Consider the following 18,239-nt stretch of genomic DNA (forward strand, 5'->3'; position numbering starts at 1 on the left):
CCGTACCAACACCTGGTGTTCAGGGCTGCATCACACCGTCACCAAACCCACACCCCACAACCGCCCGGGGGGGCCCCCCCCCCCCCCCCCCCCCCCCGCCGCACATCGAGAAGGAGAAACCCGTGCCGCACGAACTCGAGACGTTCGCCGACGGAACGACCGCCTTCGCCAGCGCCCGCCTGTCGGCCTGGCATCAGCTGGGCACCGTCACCCAGGACACGATGAAGGCCGAGGAGATCATGGCCGCCGCCCGGCTCGGCGACTGGGGTGTGCGGACCATCCGCACCGTCGGCATCGACACCGTGGGCGGGGCCGAGGTGCAGATCCCCGCCGACGACAAGCGGATGACCGTGCGCCGCAACCCCGTCACCGGCGACACCGAGTACCTGGGCATCGTCGGCACCGACTACACCGTGGTCCAGAACGAGCAGTGCGCCGAAATGCTCGACCGCCTGGTCGATCAGGTGGGCGGCGCCCACTTCGAAACCGCGGGCAGCCTGCGTCGCGGCAAGTCGGTGTTCGTCACGATGAAGCTGCCGACGGCGATGGAGATCGCCGGGGTGGACCGGCTGGATCTCTACCTGATCGGTACGACCTCCCATGACGGCACCGCCGCGCTGCGGGTCGACGCCAGCCCGATCCGGGTGGTGTGCGCGAACACCCAACGCGCCGCCTTCGCCCACTCTGCCGGGCACTACACGTTCCGGCACACCTCCAACGTCACCTCCCAGATCAGCCAGGCCCGCGAGGCGCTGGGACTGATGTGGAAGTACATGGAGACCTTCGAGAAGGCCGCCGAGCGGATGCTGCAGACCGAGATGGCCATGCGTGAGTTCGAGAAGGTCGTCGCCGAGGTGTGGCCGGTCAAGGACAACGCGTCCGAGCAGACCCGCAACAACGCCAAGCAGCGCCTCGGCACCCTCAAGTACCTGATCCGCGAGGCCGACACCCAGAAGGCCATCACCGGCAGCCGGTGGGCCGGCTACCAGGCCATCACCGAGTACCTCGACCACTACCAACCCGCCAAGAACGACATCGCCCGCGCCAACCGGGTGCTCACCGGCAACGTCGGCGAGCTGAAGGTGGCCGCCTTCGACCTGCTGAAGGTCTGACCGCACCTCGAACCGTCGGGGCAGCGGCCCGCAGGCCGCTGCCCCGGCCTATACGGGAACGGAGGCATCCATGGCAATGCCGAGCACCACCCGGCGCGGATCAGACCGGACGGGCCGCCCATGATCCGCCACATCCGTCACCCCGGCGACCTCCGACAGTCGGTGTGCGGCCTGCCCGCCGCCGACGTTCAGCGGTGGGAGACCGACGACCTGCCGCGCGTCGAGTCCACCTGCGAGGACTGCTACACCCTGCTGCCCGAAGCGCAACGACCCGACGACGCCAACCACCCACCCGGAGACCCCACGCTCATCGACACGTTGCGGCGCATCATCGCCAACCGGCAGCACGCCAAGATCGACGGCGTCCTCGTCGACCTGTGGTCGGCCAGCGTCACCGTCCTCATCTGGGATCAGCTCCGCGACGACAAGCGGCAACGGCTACTGACACTGCCGTCACACGAGCTGATCCTGCGCTGCATCGCGATCTACACCCGCGTCACCGCGAAGAAGGACCAGTGACCAGACCCCGGGTGCCCCAGTGGTTCCACTTCGGGCCATGGGTGTTCTCGATCGACGCCGCGCAGGCGCTGATCGCGGCGTCGCCCCGCGACACCCGGCCCCTGGACGTGCCGGCGTGGGCCGCCGCGTACGGCCTTACCCACCTCGACAACCCCAACCCGTGGGCAACCAACCTCATCGGCCCGACCAGCACCACTCTCAATCGGACCTACGCCATGACCACCGACCTGACCAAGCCGCTGATCGTGGCGCAGATCAGCGTCAACGCAGCGCCGCCCGGCCCGCTGCTCATCGACGGGACCCACCGCCTCTACCGCGCCTGGCACGAGCACAAACCGCAACTGCCGGCCTACGTACTCACCGTGCAGGAGGCCCGCCAGATCCAGGACATCGTGCTCCTCGGACCACGCGGCACCTCCACCATCCCGCCATCGAACCCATGACGGCCTGACACCACCCCACCCACCGCGTACGCCTCGGAAGCCGCCCCTACGCCGGCGGCGACCGAGGCGTACTCGCATTCACCCCTTGCGGAGGAACCCGTGACGTACACGCCACCGTGGCGCAGGGTCTGCGACTGCCGCTGCATCATCCACCACCGCCTGCCGCGCACCACCTACAACGAGCCTGGCTGCGCCTGCGCCATCACCTGCGCCACCCAACCCATCACCCTGCTGGCCCTCCAGCAGGGCCGCGCGTTCTTCCTCGACCAGGGCAGCGACCTCTGGCACGTCCCCGCCATGGCCAACGGCACCTGGGACTGGGACACCGCCACCAAGATCAACACCCGCGTCGGCGTCCACGACGCCAACCTCGTCATCGAGCACCTGCTCCGCCAGGCCGCCACCGTCCTCGGCACCTCGACCGACTGACCCGACCGCTCAAGGTGGGCCGCCCAAGTGGGCGGCCCACGACCTTTCGTGCTTCACGACCAAGGGAGACATCTATGCACCGCACCTACCGCAACGCCCGCGAACGCGCCTGCAACTGCCGCTGCCCGATCCACCACGGCCAACCGCGCTCGATCTACAACAACCCCGACTGCCACTGCCTGGCGACCTGCGCCAGCCAACCCATGACCCTGCTTGCCCCACAGATCAACGGCGCCGTGTTCCTCGATGCCGCCAACGCCCTCTGGTACGTGCCCCGTCTGGAGCCGGGCCACTGGGACTGGCGCTACGCCACCTGCGTCGACATGGGCCACCCGCTGTTCCCGGCCAGCACCCTGATCGCCGACCTCCTCCGCGAGACCCACGCCGAACTACTCCCCCTTCTCTACCGCCTCTAGAACGCACGCCGCGGCGTCCGGCCGGGCACCCGCACGCAAGCCGGCCCTTCCTGCTATCCCGAGAGGTCACCACCATGACGAAGATCATCATCGGCGTCGTTGCCGTCGTCGTCATCGCCTGCTTCGGCCTGCCCCTGCTGCTGCTGTCCGCCGTCACCGGCGGCGGCCACGGCGGGTGCGTCGACGCCGCTCCACCCGTCATACGCCCCTCTGGGCAGCCGCCCGGGACCGGCCGATGGGACACCGAGCAACTCGACATCGCCGCCACGATCATCGACGTCGGAGTCACCAAAGGCGTACCCCGCTGGGGCTGGATCGTCGCCGTCGCCACCGCCATCCAGGAATCCGGCCTCCGCAACCTGCCCCACCTCGGCGAGAACAACGACCACGACTCCATCGGCGTCTTCCAACAACGCCCCAGCCAAGGCTGGGGCACCACCGCGCAACTGTCCGAACCCGCCTACCAGGCCGGCAGGTTCTTCGACAAGCTCCAGACCGTGCCCGGCTGGCAGACGATGCCGCTCACCCAGGCCGCGCAAGCCGTCCAGTCCTCCGCGTTCCCCGACGCCTACGCCACGTGGACCGACGACGCCCTGCACCTCGTGGAGCAACTGACCAACACGCTCTTCGACTGCGCCACCGACGCCCTCGACGCGCTCCCCGCAGGCTTCGCGTTGCCTGCCAACGCCCCGCCCGCCGTAGCAACGGCCGTCTTCTGGGCTGTCAACCAGCTCGGTACGCCATACCAATTCGGCGGCTCCTGCACCGACCCGCACTCCGGTGACCCCGACAAACAATGCGACTGCTCCTCGCTAATGCAGTCGGCGTATCGGGCGGCCGGCATCTCCGTCCCGCGCGTCACAGCCAACCAGGTCAACTCTGGGTGGGGCATACACGACCCGGCGCTACTGCTGCCTGGCGATCTCATCCTCATACCCGGCAGCCAAGGTGCCGTGTCCAACCCACGCCACGTCGGCATGTACCTCGGCGACGCACTAATCATTCAAGCTCCAAAGACTGGCGACGCCGTAAAAATCACGCGGTTGAGCACCTGGTTACACCAGATCGCGGCGATCCGAAGGATGGTCAAATGGCCTTGAAGGCCCGGCATGCCGGCTCCGGCCGCCGGACGAACGCCCGCGGGGCTGTCTCGCTAAGGGTGTTTTCGGCGATCTTGGTTAGTAGGTTTCAGCAGGTGGGAAGCGGTCGCTGAAGGTGATGGCGAAGGCGTTCAACGCGGGTTTCCAGCGCATCGTCCATCGGGTTCTGCCTGCTCCGGTGGGATCCAGGGACCGGGTCACCAGGTACAGACACTTCAACGCGGCCAGTTCGTTGGGGAAGTGGCCGCGGGCCTTCACGGCCCGCCGGTAGCGGGCGTTCAATGACTCGATCGCGTTGGTCGAGCAGATGACGGTGCGGATCTCCACGTCGTAGTCGAGGAACGGGATGAACTCGGCCCAGGCGTTGTCCCACAGGCGGATCACCGCCGGATACCGCCCGCCCCACTTCTCGGCCAGGTCGTCGAACGCCGCCCGGGCCGCCTGGGCGTTCACGGCGGTGTAGATCGGTTTGATGTCGTGTTTCACCTCGTCCCAGTACTTGCGGGAGGTGAGCCGGAACGTGTTGCGGATCAGATAAATGATGCAGGTCTGCACGATCGTTCGAGGCCACACGTTCGTGACGACCTCGGGCAGGCCTTTGAGGCCGTCGCAGACGAGGAAGAACACGTCCTTGACGCCCCGGTTACGCAGGTCGGTCAGCACGCTCATCCAGAACTTCGCGCCCTCACCACCGGTGCCGGCCCACAGGCCGAGGATGTCCTTCTCGCCGTCGAGGGTGACCCCGATCGCGGCGTAAAACGGCCGGTTCGCGACCTGCCCGTCACGGACCTTGACCACGATCGCGTCGATGAACACCGCCGCGTAAATCTCATCCAGAGGCCGGCGCGACCAGTCGGTCATCTCCTCGATCACCTTGTCCGTGATCCGCGAGATGGTCTCCTTACTGACCGAGGCGCCATAGATCTCGGCGAAGTGCGCACTGATCTCGCCGGTCGTCAGGCCCTTGGCATACAGCGACAACACGACCTCGTCGACGCCGGACAAACGCCGCTGCCGCTTGCGGACGATCTGGGGCTCGAACGTGCCAGCCCGGTCCCGCGGCACGTCAATCTGCACCGGGCCGGTGCTGTCGGTCAGCACCGTCTTCGACCGGCTGCCGTTACGAATGTTGCCCGAGCCGGCGCCGTCGGTTTCGTGTTTGGCATAGCCGAGGTGCTCGGTCATCTCCTCGTTCAGCGCGGTCTCCAGGACAGTCTTGGTCAACTGCTTCAGCAGCCCGTCCGGGCCCGTCAGCGACAACCCTTGTTCCTTAGCTGCCCGGACCAGCTCGGCGGCGGCCTTCGCCTCCGCCGACGGCTCGGTCCGCTTCTTACGTCCAGTCACATCGTTCTGTGTCGCGGTCATCACGGCACCCTCCTCACCAGGCACAACGCCTGGCAGGTCAGGCCGGAAACACCGTTAGATCCACAGTCCCACGCCCGCCGGTGATCGATGCGTGGGCTGCGCGAGTGAAGCGGTAGAAGGAAATCCGTACGCTGGGCGTGTGGCGTCTGAAGAACAGTCCGGCGAAAGACCCCGATCTGCAGTGCCGGCGCTCGGCGGGATGCAGATCGATGCGATCAGGGCGATCCAGCAGTTCCTAGACGGCCCCGACCCGGGTCGGGCACTGGTGCAGATGGTAACCGGCTCCGGGCAGGCGCACGTCATCGTCGACGTGTGCGCGAGTCTGATCCGGGCCGGACGCGCCCGTAGGATCCTGATCCTCGCCGACCGCACGGTGGAAGTCGCGCAGGTCACACAGTGGCTGCACCGGTATGTGCGGGCAGGCGCATCGTCGCTAACGTTCACGTCGATTGATGAATGGTCCCCGCTGGGAAACGTCGCAGTGACGGGCCTGCAGCGCGCCGCCCTGGCCGGCGAGGAGGTGTTCGCGGACGCCGACCTCATCATCCTGACGAGCACCCGCGGCATCAACCGACCCGAGGTAGCGGCGATTTTCGACCGGATCACGGCGCCGCTGATCGGCTTCACCGCCAGCGCCGATGCGCGGTCGCTCGACTTCTTCGGCGGCGAACTTCTGTGGAAGAACACCTACCAGCAGACCGTCGACGAGGGCTACAACCTCCCTCCACGCATCTTCCGGCTGCAGGCCACGGTCAAGAGCGACGGCCCCGAGGCGCTCCGGGAGATCCGGGCAGCGCTGACGGAGTTCCGGGGCAGACTGTTCACGGAGATCTTCCCGGGTCGCACCACGATGCCCAAGACACTGGTGTACGCCGGCAGCGAGGCGCAGGCCGACGCCATTCTGTCGGCCTGCCGGGAGGTCTTCGAGGGCGACTCGCAGTTCGCGGTCAAGATCACCTCCAGCACGAGCAACAGCGCCGACCTGGTCGAGGCCTTCCGGCGCCGGCCCAACCCCCGCGTCGCCGTCACCGTCAGCATGCTGGCGACCGGGGTGGACCTGCCGGCGGTCGAATGCCTGCTGTTCCTGCGCGACATCCGGTCCGAGACGCTGTACCAGCAGATGCTGGCGCGGGGCGCCCGGCTCGTTGACCCGGGAACGCTGCGCGCCGTGACCCCGGACGCCGAGTTCAAGCAGGACTTCGCGGTCGTCGACGCGGTGGGCGTGACGGAGGAGGGCCACTTCGCGCGGGACTCCCGCGTGCCCCGCAGCGACCAGCACGCGGTAGCCGGCCGTGTGGTGGTCGTCGCCGACCTGGTGTCCGGGGGTGTGCTCTCGCCTGGCGCCTATCTCAGGCTCCGCGCTTCAGGCGCCGGCACAGCGGCGGAGACGGCGATGATCACCGATGACGGCACGATCGCACTGCTCGACGGCAGGACCTTCCGGTCTCCGTCGGGCGCGGCGATGGCGGTGACCGGGAAGCCGGTCAACGGATGGAATGCCTGGGTCACCGAGGAGGACGACGCCACGCTGCACCAGCTACGGCAGGCTCTCCTCAACGCCGCAGTCGACGACCTGGGCAGGATGGTGCGGGACACCGAGGAGCCGCAGAACGCCGAGTCGGCGCAGCGGATCAGGTGTATGGCTGACCTCAAGGTCCTGCGCCAGGAGGCGGACGCCAGCGAGCCGCGCCGGCTGAGCGTCCGCGAGCTCATCGCGATCTGGGGCGCCCGCGGGCGCGACGCGGACCTCGTGAGCCGGATCGAGACGGACCTTCAGAACCACGGCCTCATCACCGTCCCGGACTTCCGGCTGGTGACGCTCGATGACCAGATCGTGGTGCAGCTCCCGGCGGCGCCAGAATTGGCGCCGGAGGCGGCCGCAGCGTTCGTTGAGCAGCCGGTCACCCGCCCCGAGCGGCGACCACGCCCGAAGCAGGGGCTGGCGGTCGGCAACCTCCCCTCCGCCACGCGGGGCGTCGAAGCGGTAAAGCAGACGGCCACGGTCAATGAGGCAATCACGAAGATGCTGCTCTTCGACTACTCACAGCTGGCGGTAATGACAGGCGAGCGCAACTTGCACGGCGCCGTCACCTGGCGGTCGATCGCCAAGATCCGCCACCAGCGACCGGACGCGCCGCTTTCCGCCGCGATCGTCCCGGCCACCGAGGTGAGCTACGCCGACGACCTGATCGGGGTGCTGCCGCGACTCGCGGACGAGGACTTCTTCTTCGTCCGCGGACCCCAGCGGACCATCTCCGGCATCATCACCACCAGCGATGTCGTCAGAACCCACGGAGAGATGACGGCGCCGTTCCTAATCGTCGGCGAGATCGATCAAACCCTTCGCTGGATCCTTGAGGACGCCGTCGACATCGACATGGTCGCGGGGCTCTGTGACGCCGACGGTGTCCGGCAGATCGACAGCTTCGCTCGGCTGACGATGGGCGACTACCAGCGGGTGCTCGAAAATCCGGAGGCCTGGGCGACGCTGGGCTGGCCGCTGGACCGCAAGACGTTTACCCAGCGGCTGAAGGAGATCTGCGAGGTGCGGAACAACATCATGCACTTCAACGGTGACCCGCTGCCCGACGATGTGCTCAGCATGCTGAAGAATTTCCTCACGCTGCTCCGCGAGTACTGCGGCTGACGCCGACGGGAGACTTCAGGAGGCTGTAGCCCAGCCGGCCTTCAGCATCGGCACCGCCAACCACTACGCCCGACACGCCAGCACCGACTGGAGCACCTACCTCGACGCCCGAACCGCCACCTGAACCAGCACGCCCGCCTCGGACCCGCTGCTTCCGGGGACGGTCCAGTCCATCATTTCCAGGTATACGGCGGGGTTCGCATCAAAGCACTCCACCAGTTAAATTCCAATTCAGCCGTCAGCAAAACCTAGCATCACTAGCTTCGATCGCTGTACCGAGTCCTTGAGGCTTAGAAGCCCAGGATAGGAGTAGGCCGCCCGGAAGGCACGTAGAGCGACGTCCACGGCGTCGTCCCTTAACGAGGCCGCCAGGGCGATGTCTGGCTCCTTCGAACCATGGACAAGGGCGCTTCGCGCATTGTATAGCTTTACGAGCCGCGCAAAGAGCACCCGCCGCGCCTCGCTGTCGTCTGGTTCGAGTAACTTCGCTAGTGAGCCGCAGACCTTGAAGCTAGTGTCGTTTGCCGCGCCGAACATGTTCTCCCAACACATAACAGCGTCGATGAACCCGTCCAAAACATCGAGACGAACGGCGACGGCTGATAGGATTCGCCGCATGCCGATATCAAGAGAATCGGGATGTTGATCGCCGACTTTCCGTGACCAGTTTTTGATCATTTCTGCCTTGGCGTCTGATATCACTACATTTGGCATGGGCAAGGGGCCGGTCGCGCCGATTGGTAGCGCCGTGATCATTGTCAGCGGACTAAGCGCCACACGTGACTCAACGACTGCCGCAGCTAGTGCTTCCGGCCCTGACGCCAGCAGCATCGAGAAGCGCACACGATTGATGCCGGCGAGTACCGGTGCAGCCGTATCGGCAAGCTGTCGCGAATACTCTGCCCACCACGAATTGGGATGACTGCCCTGATCCTCTGGCCACCGGTAGTCCACCCGGAACAACTCCTCCTCGCAACTGGTGACCCAGGCGAGAGACACAGCCCGATGCTGCCCTGCCACGGCCGGTCCGGGCGCATGTAACAGTCGAGAACCTATCGCTCCTGGCACGCGCAGTGATCCCCAAGGCGTGTCGGCAGTGGTGTCCTGGGTGGCGAACGCGACGTTTGACAGGCCGACGATTACCGGAATGCGGGTTACCTTGCCGGTAGCAAGTTCCCGCGCAATTTGAAGACCTTCCCGGGCATAACGAATGGCATCATCGATGGTGGGCCGAGAGTCAAAGCTCGCTCTCAGTACCCCGAAAGTAACAATTTGCCCAGCCACAATCCGCGGGAAGGCGGTTCCGCCCCCAGCGCCTAGCCACCAGTGATTGGCGATGATGCGATCGAGGGCAGCGGCATCGATTTCACCTGAGTCTGAGGACGCGGGGTCGAGAAATAGGCGTCGCAGCGCAGCGTCCCGAAGCAGAGCCAGGCCAAGTCGCTCGCCCGCGAACTCGACTGCCGCAGAGAACAACTCAACACCGATCATAAATGAGTCTTCCGGCGGTCCAGCAAGCAGCAAGGCCGGGAAAATCCGACTAACTCCCTCGATCAGGATCTGCTCGATTGGGTCATCACTGTCAAGACTGAGAACGGTCGCCCCGCACTCTGCCCTCAGCACTGCGATAGTCTCGTGCGCGCGAATTATTACGGTCAATGCTGCCCAACGGTCCGGCAGCGATGGCGCTTCGCCTAGTGAAGACGCGAGTCCGGCCAGGAATTCGACAGCGCCTGCCTGCTCCGGGGCCAACGCATCCGCAGCGATCGACAAGGCCTCAGCATTAAGTACCCAGCGGACGAACTCGTCCCCAAACACCGACGTGGCCAAGGCGAGAGATTCCTCCGACATCAACACAAGTTACCACCGAACTGGGGCGCGACGCCCCAGCTTAGTTGATCATGGTGCCCAGCCGGTCACGCTGCAGCGTGCGGCCAAACAAGGCCAGCAGCCCGACATCCATCGTCGCGGCAGTCAACACCGCGAGGGAGACCGGATGGCGCACTCAACGCCCTGATGGGACGGCATTGGTCAGACGGAATGGCGGGGCAAGCCGCTCCGGTTGATCCTGCCGGACACCTCGCGCACGCTGATCAGTGGGAAACCCTGAGACGGGTCGGGCGTGACGTAGCCCGAGGCTCGATCAACGGAGCCGTGCAGGCGACCAAGGAAGCCCAGGAATTTAAGTTGGGCGGAGGAGGGGCCATGGTCGGCGTAGCCGGACATGTCCCGGTACGAGTTCACTGAACGCCCGGACTGCGGAGGTCACGGCTGCCGCCCTCTGGTATTGCCTGCTCCACGTCGGCGATGTGGTGGACGGCGGACCGGCCTGTCTGCTTTGACAGGTCGATCGCCAGTATTACCGCGACGATGCAGGCGATATGCGTTTGACGAACAGCATCTGGCCGAACTTCTCCGCAATCTCATTCCACGTGTCGGCTTCGACGCGACCGGCACCAAGGACGGTGTTCCAGAGGTCTCCAACGAGTACCCCGACACGGGGTGGTCGTCGTCAAATGCGCCGACGAGCCGTGGTCGGACGAGGCTGTAGAACTCGGCGACCTCGGCTTCGACGTCGATCTCGGGATCGGACATGATGACCCCCTTTTCGTTAGGCTGGCCAGTCGGCGGCGGTCTTCAATGGCGAGGGTCGCCCACAGCGGCCGCACGAGCAGGTGGGTCGCTACGGCTGGTCGTTGGGCACGTTGCGCGGCGATGGTCCAACTCAGCAGAGGCACGAGCGCGAGCGCGGTCAGCAGATGTGCCTGGCTTGGTACGGCGGCGAGGTCAACTGTCATCCAGGCTGTTGCGGAGCGCTGTAGCGAGCGCGATTGTGTCTTCCTGGGGTTCGGCGTCGAGGTCGGCGAGGGCTTTGGTTAGGGCGCGTAGCAGGGTTCGGATGCCGTCTGCGTCGCCGAGGGCGTGTCGGGCGTGCATCGCCTTGACGTAGAGGGCCTCGTTATAGCGGTCGAGTCCGATGGCCTTGTCGAGTAGGTCGGATGCAGCCTGCGGGTTGGTGTCGAGCAGGTCGTCGGCCAGGAGTAGGTGGGCTTCGGTGCCCCAGCGGCGGACCGTCTCGCGGTGGGGTTGCAGCCACTCGTAGTCCTGGCCGTCAGCGAGGGGTCCGGTGTAAAGGCCGCACGCGGCGGTGATGAGTTCGCGGCGGCGCGGTTCGGTGGCAATGGTGGCGCTGCGCATCAGGTCGCGCAGTGTCCACACGTCGACGTCCACAGTCGCCGGGTCGAGCAGGTACCGTCCGGCGGATTTGATGACGTAGGCGTTCTTCGTCTCAGCGGTGCCGGCGCGGCCGAGGACGTGCCGCAGGTTCGAGGCGTTGGTGTGTACGCGTTGGTCGGCCTGGCTGATGCGGGCGTCGGGTTCGAGGTATTCGCCGATGTCGCGGGTGCCGGCGCCGTCGGGGTGGACGGCGAGGTACACCGCCAGTTCCAGGGCTTTGGCTCGCAGCGGCCGGCCTTCCGCGGTGATGCCTTCGATGCGCGGCGTACCGAGCACGCGCAGCCGCGCCCGTCCCGACACGGTGTCGGTGGCGGGCTTGACGGCGGTCGGGGTGGCCGGGTCCGTGGCGGTTGGCGTGGCCTCGGTGCGGCTGGCATGCAGGGTCACGATCGTGACCGGCACGGCGGGTGAGGTGATCGCTGGTGGTTCGCCGGTCTGCGCCTCGCGGAGCGTCATCAGTATCTGGATGGCGGCAGCCGGTTCGAGCACCGGAAGGCGCGGCGGCACTGGTTCGGCGGGCTGCCCGGAGATGAGCGCGGTGTGTCCGTCCGGGGCGACCTCGACGGTGGCGCCGTGGGCCCATTCGCCGAGTAGCAGGGCGGACACGTGCAGGCCTTCGCCCAAGGCGAGGGCAACTTTGGTGCGCATGCGGGCGTCGGCGGGCGGGGTTTCGGTGATGAGCATGACCGGGGGTAGGGCTTCCTCGTCGGGCACTGTCCGCCGCAGCTCGTCCAAGTCGGTCAGGGCGTGTTCATCGAGGATGCGGCTGCGGTGCAGCAGCCGGGACTCGATCACGGTGAGGGCGTCGTTGATGCTGTCGGTCACGTGCAGGCGCGGCCATGGGTTGAGGGTCACCGCGTCCTGGCCGAGCAGGGCGGTCAGGGTGGCGGCGTCGATGACGACCTCGCCGCGGGCGTCGGGGTGGTGCGGGCCGCCGGAGGCCAGCACGGCGATGAGGGCGGCGCGGGCGGCAGCGTGTGCGCCATCGCCGACGACTCCGGTTCCGCCGCCCGGCAGTAGCCCAAGGTCGGGTACGAGAGCGGGCTGCGGGCCGTCGTCGCTGCTCGCATCCGACGGCTCGAGGTTGCGGGCGGCCACGGCACGGTCGACCTGGACCACGGTCGGGGGGAACTCGGTGGGCGGATCCTCGTCAGGCTCGCCGGTGTATCGACGGCGGCGTTGGAGCCACACCATTGCGGCGGCGGCGCTGATGGCGGCGGCGAGCGACCAGGGCAGCCAACCGGAGTCCGACACATGCACACCTTGGTCGTCTGTGGCCGCCGTAGGACTGTTTGTGGCAGGCGGCGACGTAGCGGGGTTGGGGGCCCCCGACGACGCCGCTGGCGACGAAACGGACTCGCTGGGGTCTGTGGACCGCGTGGTGGTGGGAGTGGCGGCCGGGGGCGCGGGCGGCGGCACGGCAGGATCGGACGGATCCGGTGCGGCACTCGGCGATGAGGGCGGTGTCGCAGGTCGGCCCGGCCGGGGGGTGGGGGGCGTTGCTGGTGTGGCGGCTTGTGGTGGGCGGGCGTCGGCAGGTAGGCGAAGCTCCCAGCCGGGGTAGATGAGGTCGCAGTCACGCAGGACACCGCCGACGGGAAAGTGGCGGTGCTTGTTCAGGCCGCAGACCTCCGGCCACCGTCCCGCGTCGCCGAGCCACTCCTTTGCGACCTTGGACAAGGTGTCGTGTCGCTCGACGGTGTAGAGGTAGCGCTGCTCGGCGACGTGAATGATGGCGGGTCCACGGGCTGCGGCTTGGCGGGGAACCTCGGCGCGCTCGGTCGCGGCGACGGGTGTAGACGACCGATCCGAATGCACCGCCGCGTCGAGGGAGCCGGCGGGGGTGACGGCGAGCGCGGCGGTGCCGGCCAATCCGAACACGAGCCGGTGCAACGAGGCCGGCAGCCTGAGTATGGGGATGCGCCACCGGGTCACCGCCGCGAGGATCTCGGCGAGCAGGAGCAGGGTGAACACACCCCACAGCAGCCACATTGCCCAGAGGGCCGCACCGATGAGGAAGTCCGGGGTGAACCGCCCGCTGGAGCGCGCGAACCAGTCGGGGACTTGCGTCCAGGCCGGCAGCCGGCTCAGCGGGTTCCCACCCGCGGCCCACAGCAGCGCGGGAACGGTGACCAAGAAAAGGCCGGCACCGATGACGCCGCGGACAGCCCCGCCGAGGGACGGCCGCGCGCGGCGCGGCCGCGGATCTGGTGGGATGCGGACGGTCGGGCGTGCACCGTACTCGGCGAGTTTGTCGTCTCTGCCCCGGCGCGTCTGCGGCACCTGTCCCCCTGCCGTTGATCCCCGAACTTCTCCAAATACACGAGGGTGAGTGTCTTCGCCTATCCCATCGGGAGAGATTCTCACCATCCGCGTACAACGAGTCACGTTCAGCGGATCATGGTTGACACTTGGTCGCCCTCAGGGGCGAGACTGCCCCTCATGCCAAGCGGGGGCACCGTGTTGTCGATCGACCTGAGTTCGTCGGCCATCGCGGCCACTGTCAGCTGGCAAGGCGTGAAGGTCCCCATCCTCATCGACGGTCGCCTCGTCATGCCGCCTGGCGTCGTTATCGGGCCCGCAGGGGAGATTTACGTCGGTCTCGACACCATGGCCGCGATGTCTTTGCCGGTAGACCACCGGTTCGTCGATAACCCGACGGACCTCCTCGGCCGGCCCCTCAACGCCGCCGATGGGGCGCAACCCGACCCGGTGGATTTGCTCGCCACCGTGCTGCGGCACATCACCCATTACGCTGCCGTCCACGTCAACGGGCCGATCACCGCGCTCACCGTGGCCGTGCCGCCGAGCTGGGGACCACGCCGCTGCGGACACGTCAGCGAAGCGGCAACCCGTGCGGGATTTCCACCTCCCGCCCTGGTCGCCGCACCGGCCGCCCTCGCCGCCTACGCCACAATCCTCGGCGTCACCGCACCAACAGGCTCCTGCGTGCTCGTCTGTCAGGCAGACCGCGAACCGGCGACCCTCACCGTCCTGCAGACCGTCGCCGACGGCTACCGCGAACTGGCGACACAGCAGATCAGCCTTACCCAAGACCTCGACCACCTGATCGCTCACCACGTCGTCCGGACGGCCACCGCAGACTCCGACCCGCTCCACGTGGTGACGTCCGCGCCCAGTGACGGCGAAGCAGACGGCGGACGTGCTCTCCTGGAATCTGTCCGGAGCGCCAGGGGTCTGCTCGCGACCCAAGACCAAGCGCCGATCCTGCTGCCCGCGCCCCGCCAACCCGCCGTCATCACCCGCGACGACGTCACGGCCGCCGCTCAGCCCTTCCTCGACCAGATCCCCGGCGCAGTCGACGGGCTCCTCGACGCGGCCGACGTCGACACAACGCACCTCGCTGGTGTCGTCCTCAGACCCGCCGTCGGCGTACCCGCGCTGACCGAAACGCTCACCGCGGCCACCGGCATCGCCCCTACAGTCATCGACCGCTCCCACGCCCTCGCTGACGGGGCCCTTTCCCTCACCACCGCGCACCAGTCAGGCTCGGCAGCCGCCGCACGGCTACCCCGCGTGCGCCTGCGTATCAGCGACCTCACCGGTGCCCTGCTCCTCGGTGCCTGTTCCCTGGTCCTGCTCCTGCAAGCCGTCTTCACCGCTTACATCTCCACCTACAGCACCTGGGTCGTCGGCGTCCGCACCTCCCTACCGCAACTCGGCGCCGCCGGCGCACTCGTCATGCTCACCGCATTCGCCGTGGCGCACCTCGCTCCCACCACCTTGCTCGCCGGAACACCCACCGCATCAACACCCGAACCCACCACCGGCAGCCTCATCCGACGCGGATACCTGACCACCGTCGTCGGCGGCACTATCACCGCCGTGCTCTTCGGCCTCGCCACCGGCACCGCCGTCGAATACGACTACACCCCCTATCTGAAATGGACTCTCGGCGCCGCCCTACCGCTGGCTGCCTGCGCCGCCCTCATCGCCGCCACCGCGCCCCGCATCCCCGCCGACGCACTACCCACCTGGCTCGCTATGACCCGCCCCGTCATCACCCACGCGGTCACCGCCACCGCGGGCATCTACCTCATGCGCGCAGCCCTCACCCTCACCACACCCATCTCCACGAACACCATCGCTCCCATCGCCGGCAGCATCGGCGCAGCCCTCGTCGGCATAGCCACCGCCCTCACCATCAGCCGCAGCCGCCCGATCCGCGCCATCACCGCGCCCGGCCTCGCCATCGGCTACGCCCTCGTCTTCACCGCCGACACCACCAGCGCCCTCATCGTCGGCTACCTCACCGCCCTCACCTGGTGGGGCATCCGGCTCACCGCACACACCCTGCGGCTCGCCTTCCCCCAGCCAGGAACAGCGCTGCGCCGCCTCACCGACCGGACGGGCGGCTGAGCGGACCGCGAAGCTCCTCGGGCCGCTACCACCGCACCTACAGCGCCGATGACAACGGCGCCAATCGCATCGACCATGCGCGCAGCGTCTCCGTCGGCGAGCAGCAGATCCACGACCACCTCGACCCATTGCTCGTCCGAGCTTCCTACCTAACCGCGTCACGGCAACCAAGTCAGCAGTCCAACAAACGACCAGAGAAATCTTGACACGCCCGCCGAGGAGGAGGTACGCGGAATGCCGCACCTATAAACAGCGGTACGTAGAGCAGCAGGCGAGTGCCGGTTGAGCGAAAGCTCAACCGGCACTCGCCTTTTTGGAAAGAGCTCCAAAGATCGCCGAAGTGCACCAGCAATCCTGGCCACCCAGATCGGCGACCATGCTGGCTGGCCGAACCCGAGACCGAATCCACTTCCAGTGGCCCAGGCGCCACGAGTCTTCGAGCCGGCCAGGCCTCCCAACGCGCGGGCCAACAACCCCAGGCAGCGTGCCGATCTCAGGATCCTCCAACTCGGCCGCGCTGGCGGACATACGAAACGCCGCTGTGGAGCACCGCTACCGGGGCGAACGCGGCCACCACACCTCACCGAAAGGCCACAACATGGAGACGTTTCAGAATTTCCTAATCCGCATTGATGTCGAGCGGGCGAGGCGAATGCGCTCTACAACCTGCTTAACAAACCCCTACGCACCTCAGCCTCGCGTGAAATCCCGCAATCCCGCACCACTACTGGACGGAGGCTCGGCAAGCACACGCCGTTCACCGGCGTCAAGCCTCGAAACTCAGCGCAAGGATTCCCGCCCGGACGGACCGCAATGCCCGCAGCGCATCACCGTTACAGCAATCAACGAGAGGCTTGACATCATACGAACAAAACGGGTGGATAAACATCCACAGTCGATAAATTCCACGACCGCGTATAGCGGTGACAGCGCCAATGACCCCCGATACCAATCAGGCAGGAATCCTGAAAGGACACCCGGCCCATGTCCGCCGCACCCCCGCATCGCCCCCGATTCCGCGCCGCCAGGTGGCCGGCAGCCTGCCGGCCACCTCACGCGACGCCGGCTGCCCGGATCCACCAACACGTTGGGCCGGCGATGACCGGGCCAGCCGCCCCGCAATGGCGGCCAGATCCTCTCCTGAGCATCGACGACGTCGCCGCCTGGCTGGGCAAGCCCAAGAACACCCTCTACGCCTGGCACAGCCGAGGCAAGGGACCCCGCGCTATCCGCGTCGGCAACACCCTGCGCTACCGGCGCAGCGACGTCGAACGCTGGCTCGACGACCACACCGACGCGGAGCGCTGACCCCATGGCCCGACCTGAACTACCCATCGGCACCTGGGGCAACATCCGCACCCAGAAACTCGGCCCCAACCGGTTCCGCGCCCGAGCCCGGTTCCGCGACTACGACGGCAAGACCCGCGACATCGAGGCCACCGGCACCACCGGCCCGGCCGCCGAACGAGCGCTGAAGGTCAAGCTCCGTGACCGCACCACCCCCAACGACGACGAGATCACCCGAGAGACCCGCGTCAGCACACTCGCCGAACAATGGATCGAAGAGATCACCACCGAGGAACGGATCGCACCACAAACCATCCAGCGATACGAGACCAGCGCCCGCAACGCGATCCTGCCCGCCCTGGGCAACCTCCGGATCCGGGAAGCCAGCGTCGGGCGCCTCGACCGGTTCCTGCGCGACATCGCCAAAGACCGCCCCTCGGCAGCCAAAGGCGCGAAAGTCGTCCTCAGCCAAATGTTCGCCCTGGCCGTACGCCACGGCGCGATCCCCACCAACCCCGTACGCGACACCGGCCGGCTCCGCAAACCCCGCCGCACCGTCGTCGCCCTCACCGACGAAAACCTCCAAGCCGTCCGCACGGCGATCCGCGACTGGCAACGACCGATCCCCGGCAAGCCCGGACCACGGCACAGCGGCGACCTGGCCGACGTCGTCGACCTGATGCTCGCCACCGGCGCCCGCATCGGCGAGATCCTCGCCCTGCGCTGGGAAGACCTCGACCTCGCCGCCGAACGCCCCACCCTGACCATCTGCGGCACCCTCGTCTTCGTCAAGGGCCAAGGCGTCTTCCGCCAACCCTGGACCAAAAGCGACGCTGGCTGGCGGATGGTCGTGCTGCCCCGGTTCGCCGTCGGCATGATCCTTTCCCGCAAGCTCGTCGCCCCCGACAACCCCCACGACGCGATCTTCGCCTCCCGACGCGGCACCTGGCTGTCGCCCAACAACGTCCGCCGTCAGTGGCGTGAAGCTCGCGCCGACACCGACCTCGCCTGGGTCACCCCCCACACCTTCCGCAAGACCGTGGCCACCCTGATCAAGGAAGAGACCGATACGAAGAGCGCCGCAGCCCAGCTCGGGCACTCCAGCGAGGAGGTCACCGCCACGTACTACATCGCCAAGCCCGCTCAAGCCCCGGACGTCTCGGACATCCTCGAACGTCTCGGCACCGACAGCGGGGCGCGGCGGTGTACCGCACCCGCGATGCCCAGCGATGCACAGGGATGACGAACCTGGTTGCCGACCCCGGTAAACGGCGGGTTTTCGGGGGGCGGTTCAAAATCCCATA

The 18,239-nt window shown here is 67.3% G+C and carries 13 protein-coding genes; 10 read left to right on the forward strand and 3 right to left on the reverse strand.

The features are described 5' to 3' along the window. Nucleotides 1-122 precede the first annotated feature (122 nt). The 6 genes from ABZU53_RS29400 (at nt 123) to ABZU53_RS29425 (ending at nt 4,019) form a co-directional block, all read left to right on the forward strand. Nucleotides 123-1,112 carry a DUF932 domain-containing protein gene (locus tag ABZU53_RS29400; protein WP_355068768.1) on the forward strand — a complete coding sequence of 330 codons (990 nt, stop codon included), beginning with the start codon at nt 123-125 and terminating at the stop codon, nt 1,110-1,112. A 120-nt stretch (nt 1,113-1,232) separates the two neighbouring features. Further along, nucleotides 1,233-1,631, forward strand: a complete 399-nt coding sequence (locus ABZU53_RS29405; RefSeq protein WP_355068770.1) for a hypothetical protein — start codon at nt 1,233-1,235, stop codon at nt 1,629-1,631. After that, nucleotides 1,628-2,074 carry a hypothetical protein gene (locus ABZU53_RS29410; RefSeq protein ID WP_355068772.1) on the forward strand — a complete coding sequence of 149 codons (447 nt, stop codon included), beginning with the start codon at nt 1,628-1,630 and terminating at the stop codon, nt 2,072-2,074. The genes ABZU53_RS29405 and ABZU53_RS29410 overlap by 4 nt, the downstream gene beginning before the upstream one ends. 99 nt (nt 2,075-2,173) lie before the next feature. After that, a complete protein-coding gene (locus ABZU53_RS29415) occupies nt 2,174-2,503 on the forward strand; it encodes a hypothetical protein (RefSeq protein WP_355068773.1) in 330 nt (109 codons plus the stop codon). 74 nt (nt 2,504-2,577) lie between these two features. Continuing rightward, entirely contained in the window at nt 2,578-2,919 is a 342-nt protein-coding gene (locus ABZU53_RS29420) for a hypothetical protein (RefSeq protein ID WP_355068775.1), read from the forward strand. 74 nt (nt 2,920-2,993) lie between these two features. Further along, nucleotides 2,994-4,019, forward strand: coding sequence for an NlpC/P60 family protein (locus ABZU53_RS29425; RefSeq protein WP_355068777.1), 1,026 nt, complete (start codon nt 2,994-2,996; stop codon nt 4,017-4,019). A 78-nt stretch (nt 4,020-4,097) separates the two neighbouring features. On the opposite strand, the gene ABZU53_RS29430 is transcribed toward ABZU53_RS29425, so the two are convergent. After that, entirely contained in the window at nt 4,098-5,384 is a 1,287-nt protein-coding gene (locus ABZU53_RS29430) for an IS256 family transposase (RefSeq protein WP_355068778.1), read from the reverse strand. 139 nt (nt 5,385-5,523) lie between these two features. On the opposite strand from ABZU53_RS29430, the gene ABZU53_RS29435 reads away from it, so the two are divergent. Then, entirely contained in the window at nt 5,524-8,031 is a 2,508-nt protein-coding gene (locus ABZU53_RS29435; RefSeq protein WP_355068780.1) for a DEAD/DEAH box helicase family protein, read from the forward strand. Between the two features lie 231 nt (nt 8,032-8,262). Here ABZU53_RS29435 and ABZU53_RS29440 read toward each other — a convergent pair whose 3' ends face one another. Further along, entirely contained in the window at nt 8,263-9,882 is a 1,620-nt protein-coding gene (locus ABZU53_RS29440) for a hypothetical protein (protein ID WP_355068782.1), read from the reverse strand. Nucleotides 9,883-10,818: 936 nt separating this feature from the next. Then, the gene (locus ABZU53_RS29445) at nt 10,819-13,551 is read right to left on the reverse strand and encodes a transcriptional regulator (protein WP_355068783.1); all 2,733 of its coding nucleotides are present in this window, start codon (nt 13,549-13,551) and stop codon (nt 10,819-10,821) included. Nucleotides 13,552-13,728: 177 nt separating this feature from the next. Between ABZU53_RS29445 and ABZU53_RS29450 the strand changes: the two genes are divergently transcribed. The 3 genes from ABZU53_RS29450 to ABZU53_RS29460 all read left to right on the forward strand — a co-directional run bounded on the left by ABZU53_RS29450 (nt 13,729) and on the right by ABZU53_RS29460 (nt 18,178). Next, complete coding sequence (locus tag ABZU53_RS29450; protein WP_355068785.1) at nt 13,729-15,648, forward strand: hypothetical protein; 1,920 nt, start codon at nt 13,729-13,731, stop codon at nt 15,646-15,648. 1,098 nt (nt 15,649-16,746) lie between these two features. Beyond that, nucleotides 16,747-16,956: a helix-turn-helix domain-containing protein gene (locus tag ABZU53_RS29455; protein ID WP_355068787.1), complete on the forward strand. Its 210-nt coding sequence runs from the start codon at nt 16,747-16,749 to the stop codon at nt 16,954-16,956. Between the two features lie 4 nt (nt 16,957-16,960). Then, nucleotides 16,961-18,178, forward strand: a complete 1,218-nt coding sequence (locus ABZU53_RS29460) for a tyrosine-type recombinase/integrase (RefSeq protein WP_355068789.1) — start codon at nt 16,961-16,963, stop codon at nt 18,176-18,178. The last annotated feature ends 61 nt before the right edge of the window (nt 18,179-18,239 follow it).

It is taken from the genome of Micromonospora sp. NPDC005194 (assembly GCF_040608335.1).
Classification (GTDB): Bacteria; Actinomycetota; Actinomycetes; order Mycobacteriales; family Micromonosporaceae; genus Micromonospora.

Excerpts from the sequence above, each read along its gene's own strand:
- ABZU53_RS29405 (WP_355068770.1), top strand. The coding sequence starts at position 1,233 with ATGATCCGCCACATCCGTCACCCCGGCGACCTCCGACAGTCGGTGTGC.
- ABZU53_RS29420 (WP_355068775.1), top strand. The coding sequence starts at position 2,578 with ATGCACCGCACCTACCGCAACGCCCGCGAACGCGCCTGCAACTGCCGC.
- ABZU53_RS29425 (WP_355068777.1), top strand. The coding sequence starts at position 2,994 with ATGACGAAGATCATCATCGGCGTCGTTGCCGTCGTCGTCATCGCCTGC.
- ABZU53_RS29430 (WP_355068778.1), bottom strand. The coding sequence starts at position 5,384 with ATGACCGCGACACAGAACGATGTGACTGGACGTAAGAAGCGGACCGAG.
- ABZU53_RS29440 (WP_355068782.1), bottom strand. The coding sequence starts at position 9,882 with ATGTCGGAGGAATCTCTCGCCTTGGCCACGTCGGTGTTTGGGGACGAG.
- ABZU53_RS29455 (WP_355068787.1), top strand. The coding sequence starts at position 16,747 with ATGACCGGGCCAGCCGCCCCGCAATGGCGGCCAGATCCTCTCCTGAGC.
- ABZU53_RS29460 (WP_355068789.1), top strand. The coding sequence starts at position 16,961 with ATGGCCCGACCTGAACTACCCATCGGCACCTGGGGCAACATCCGCACC.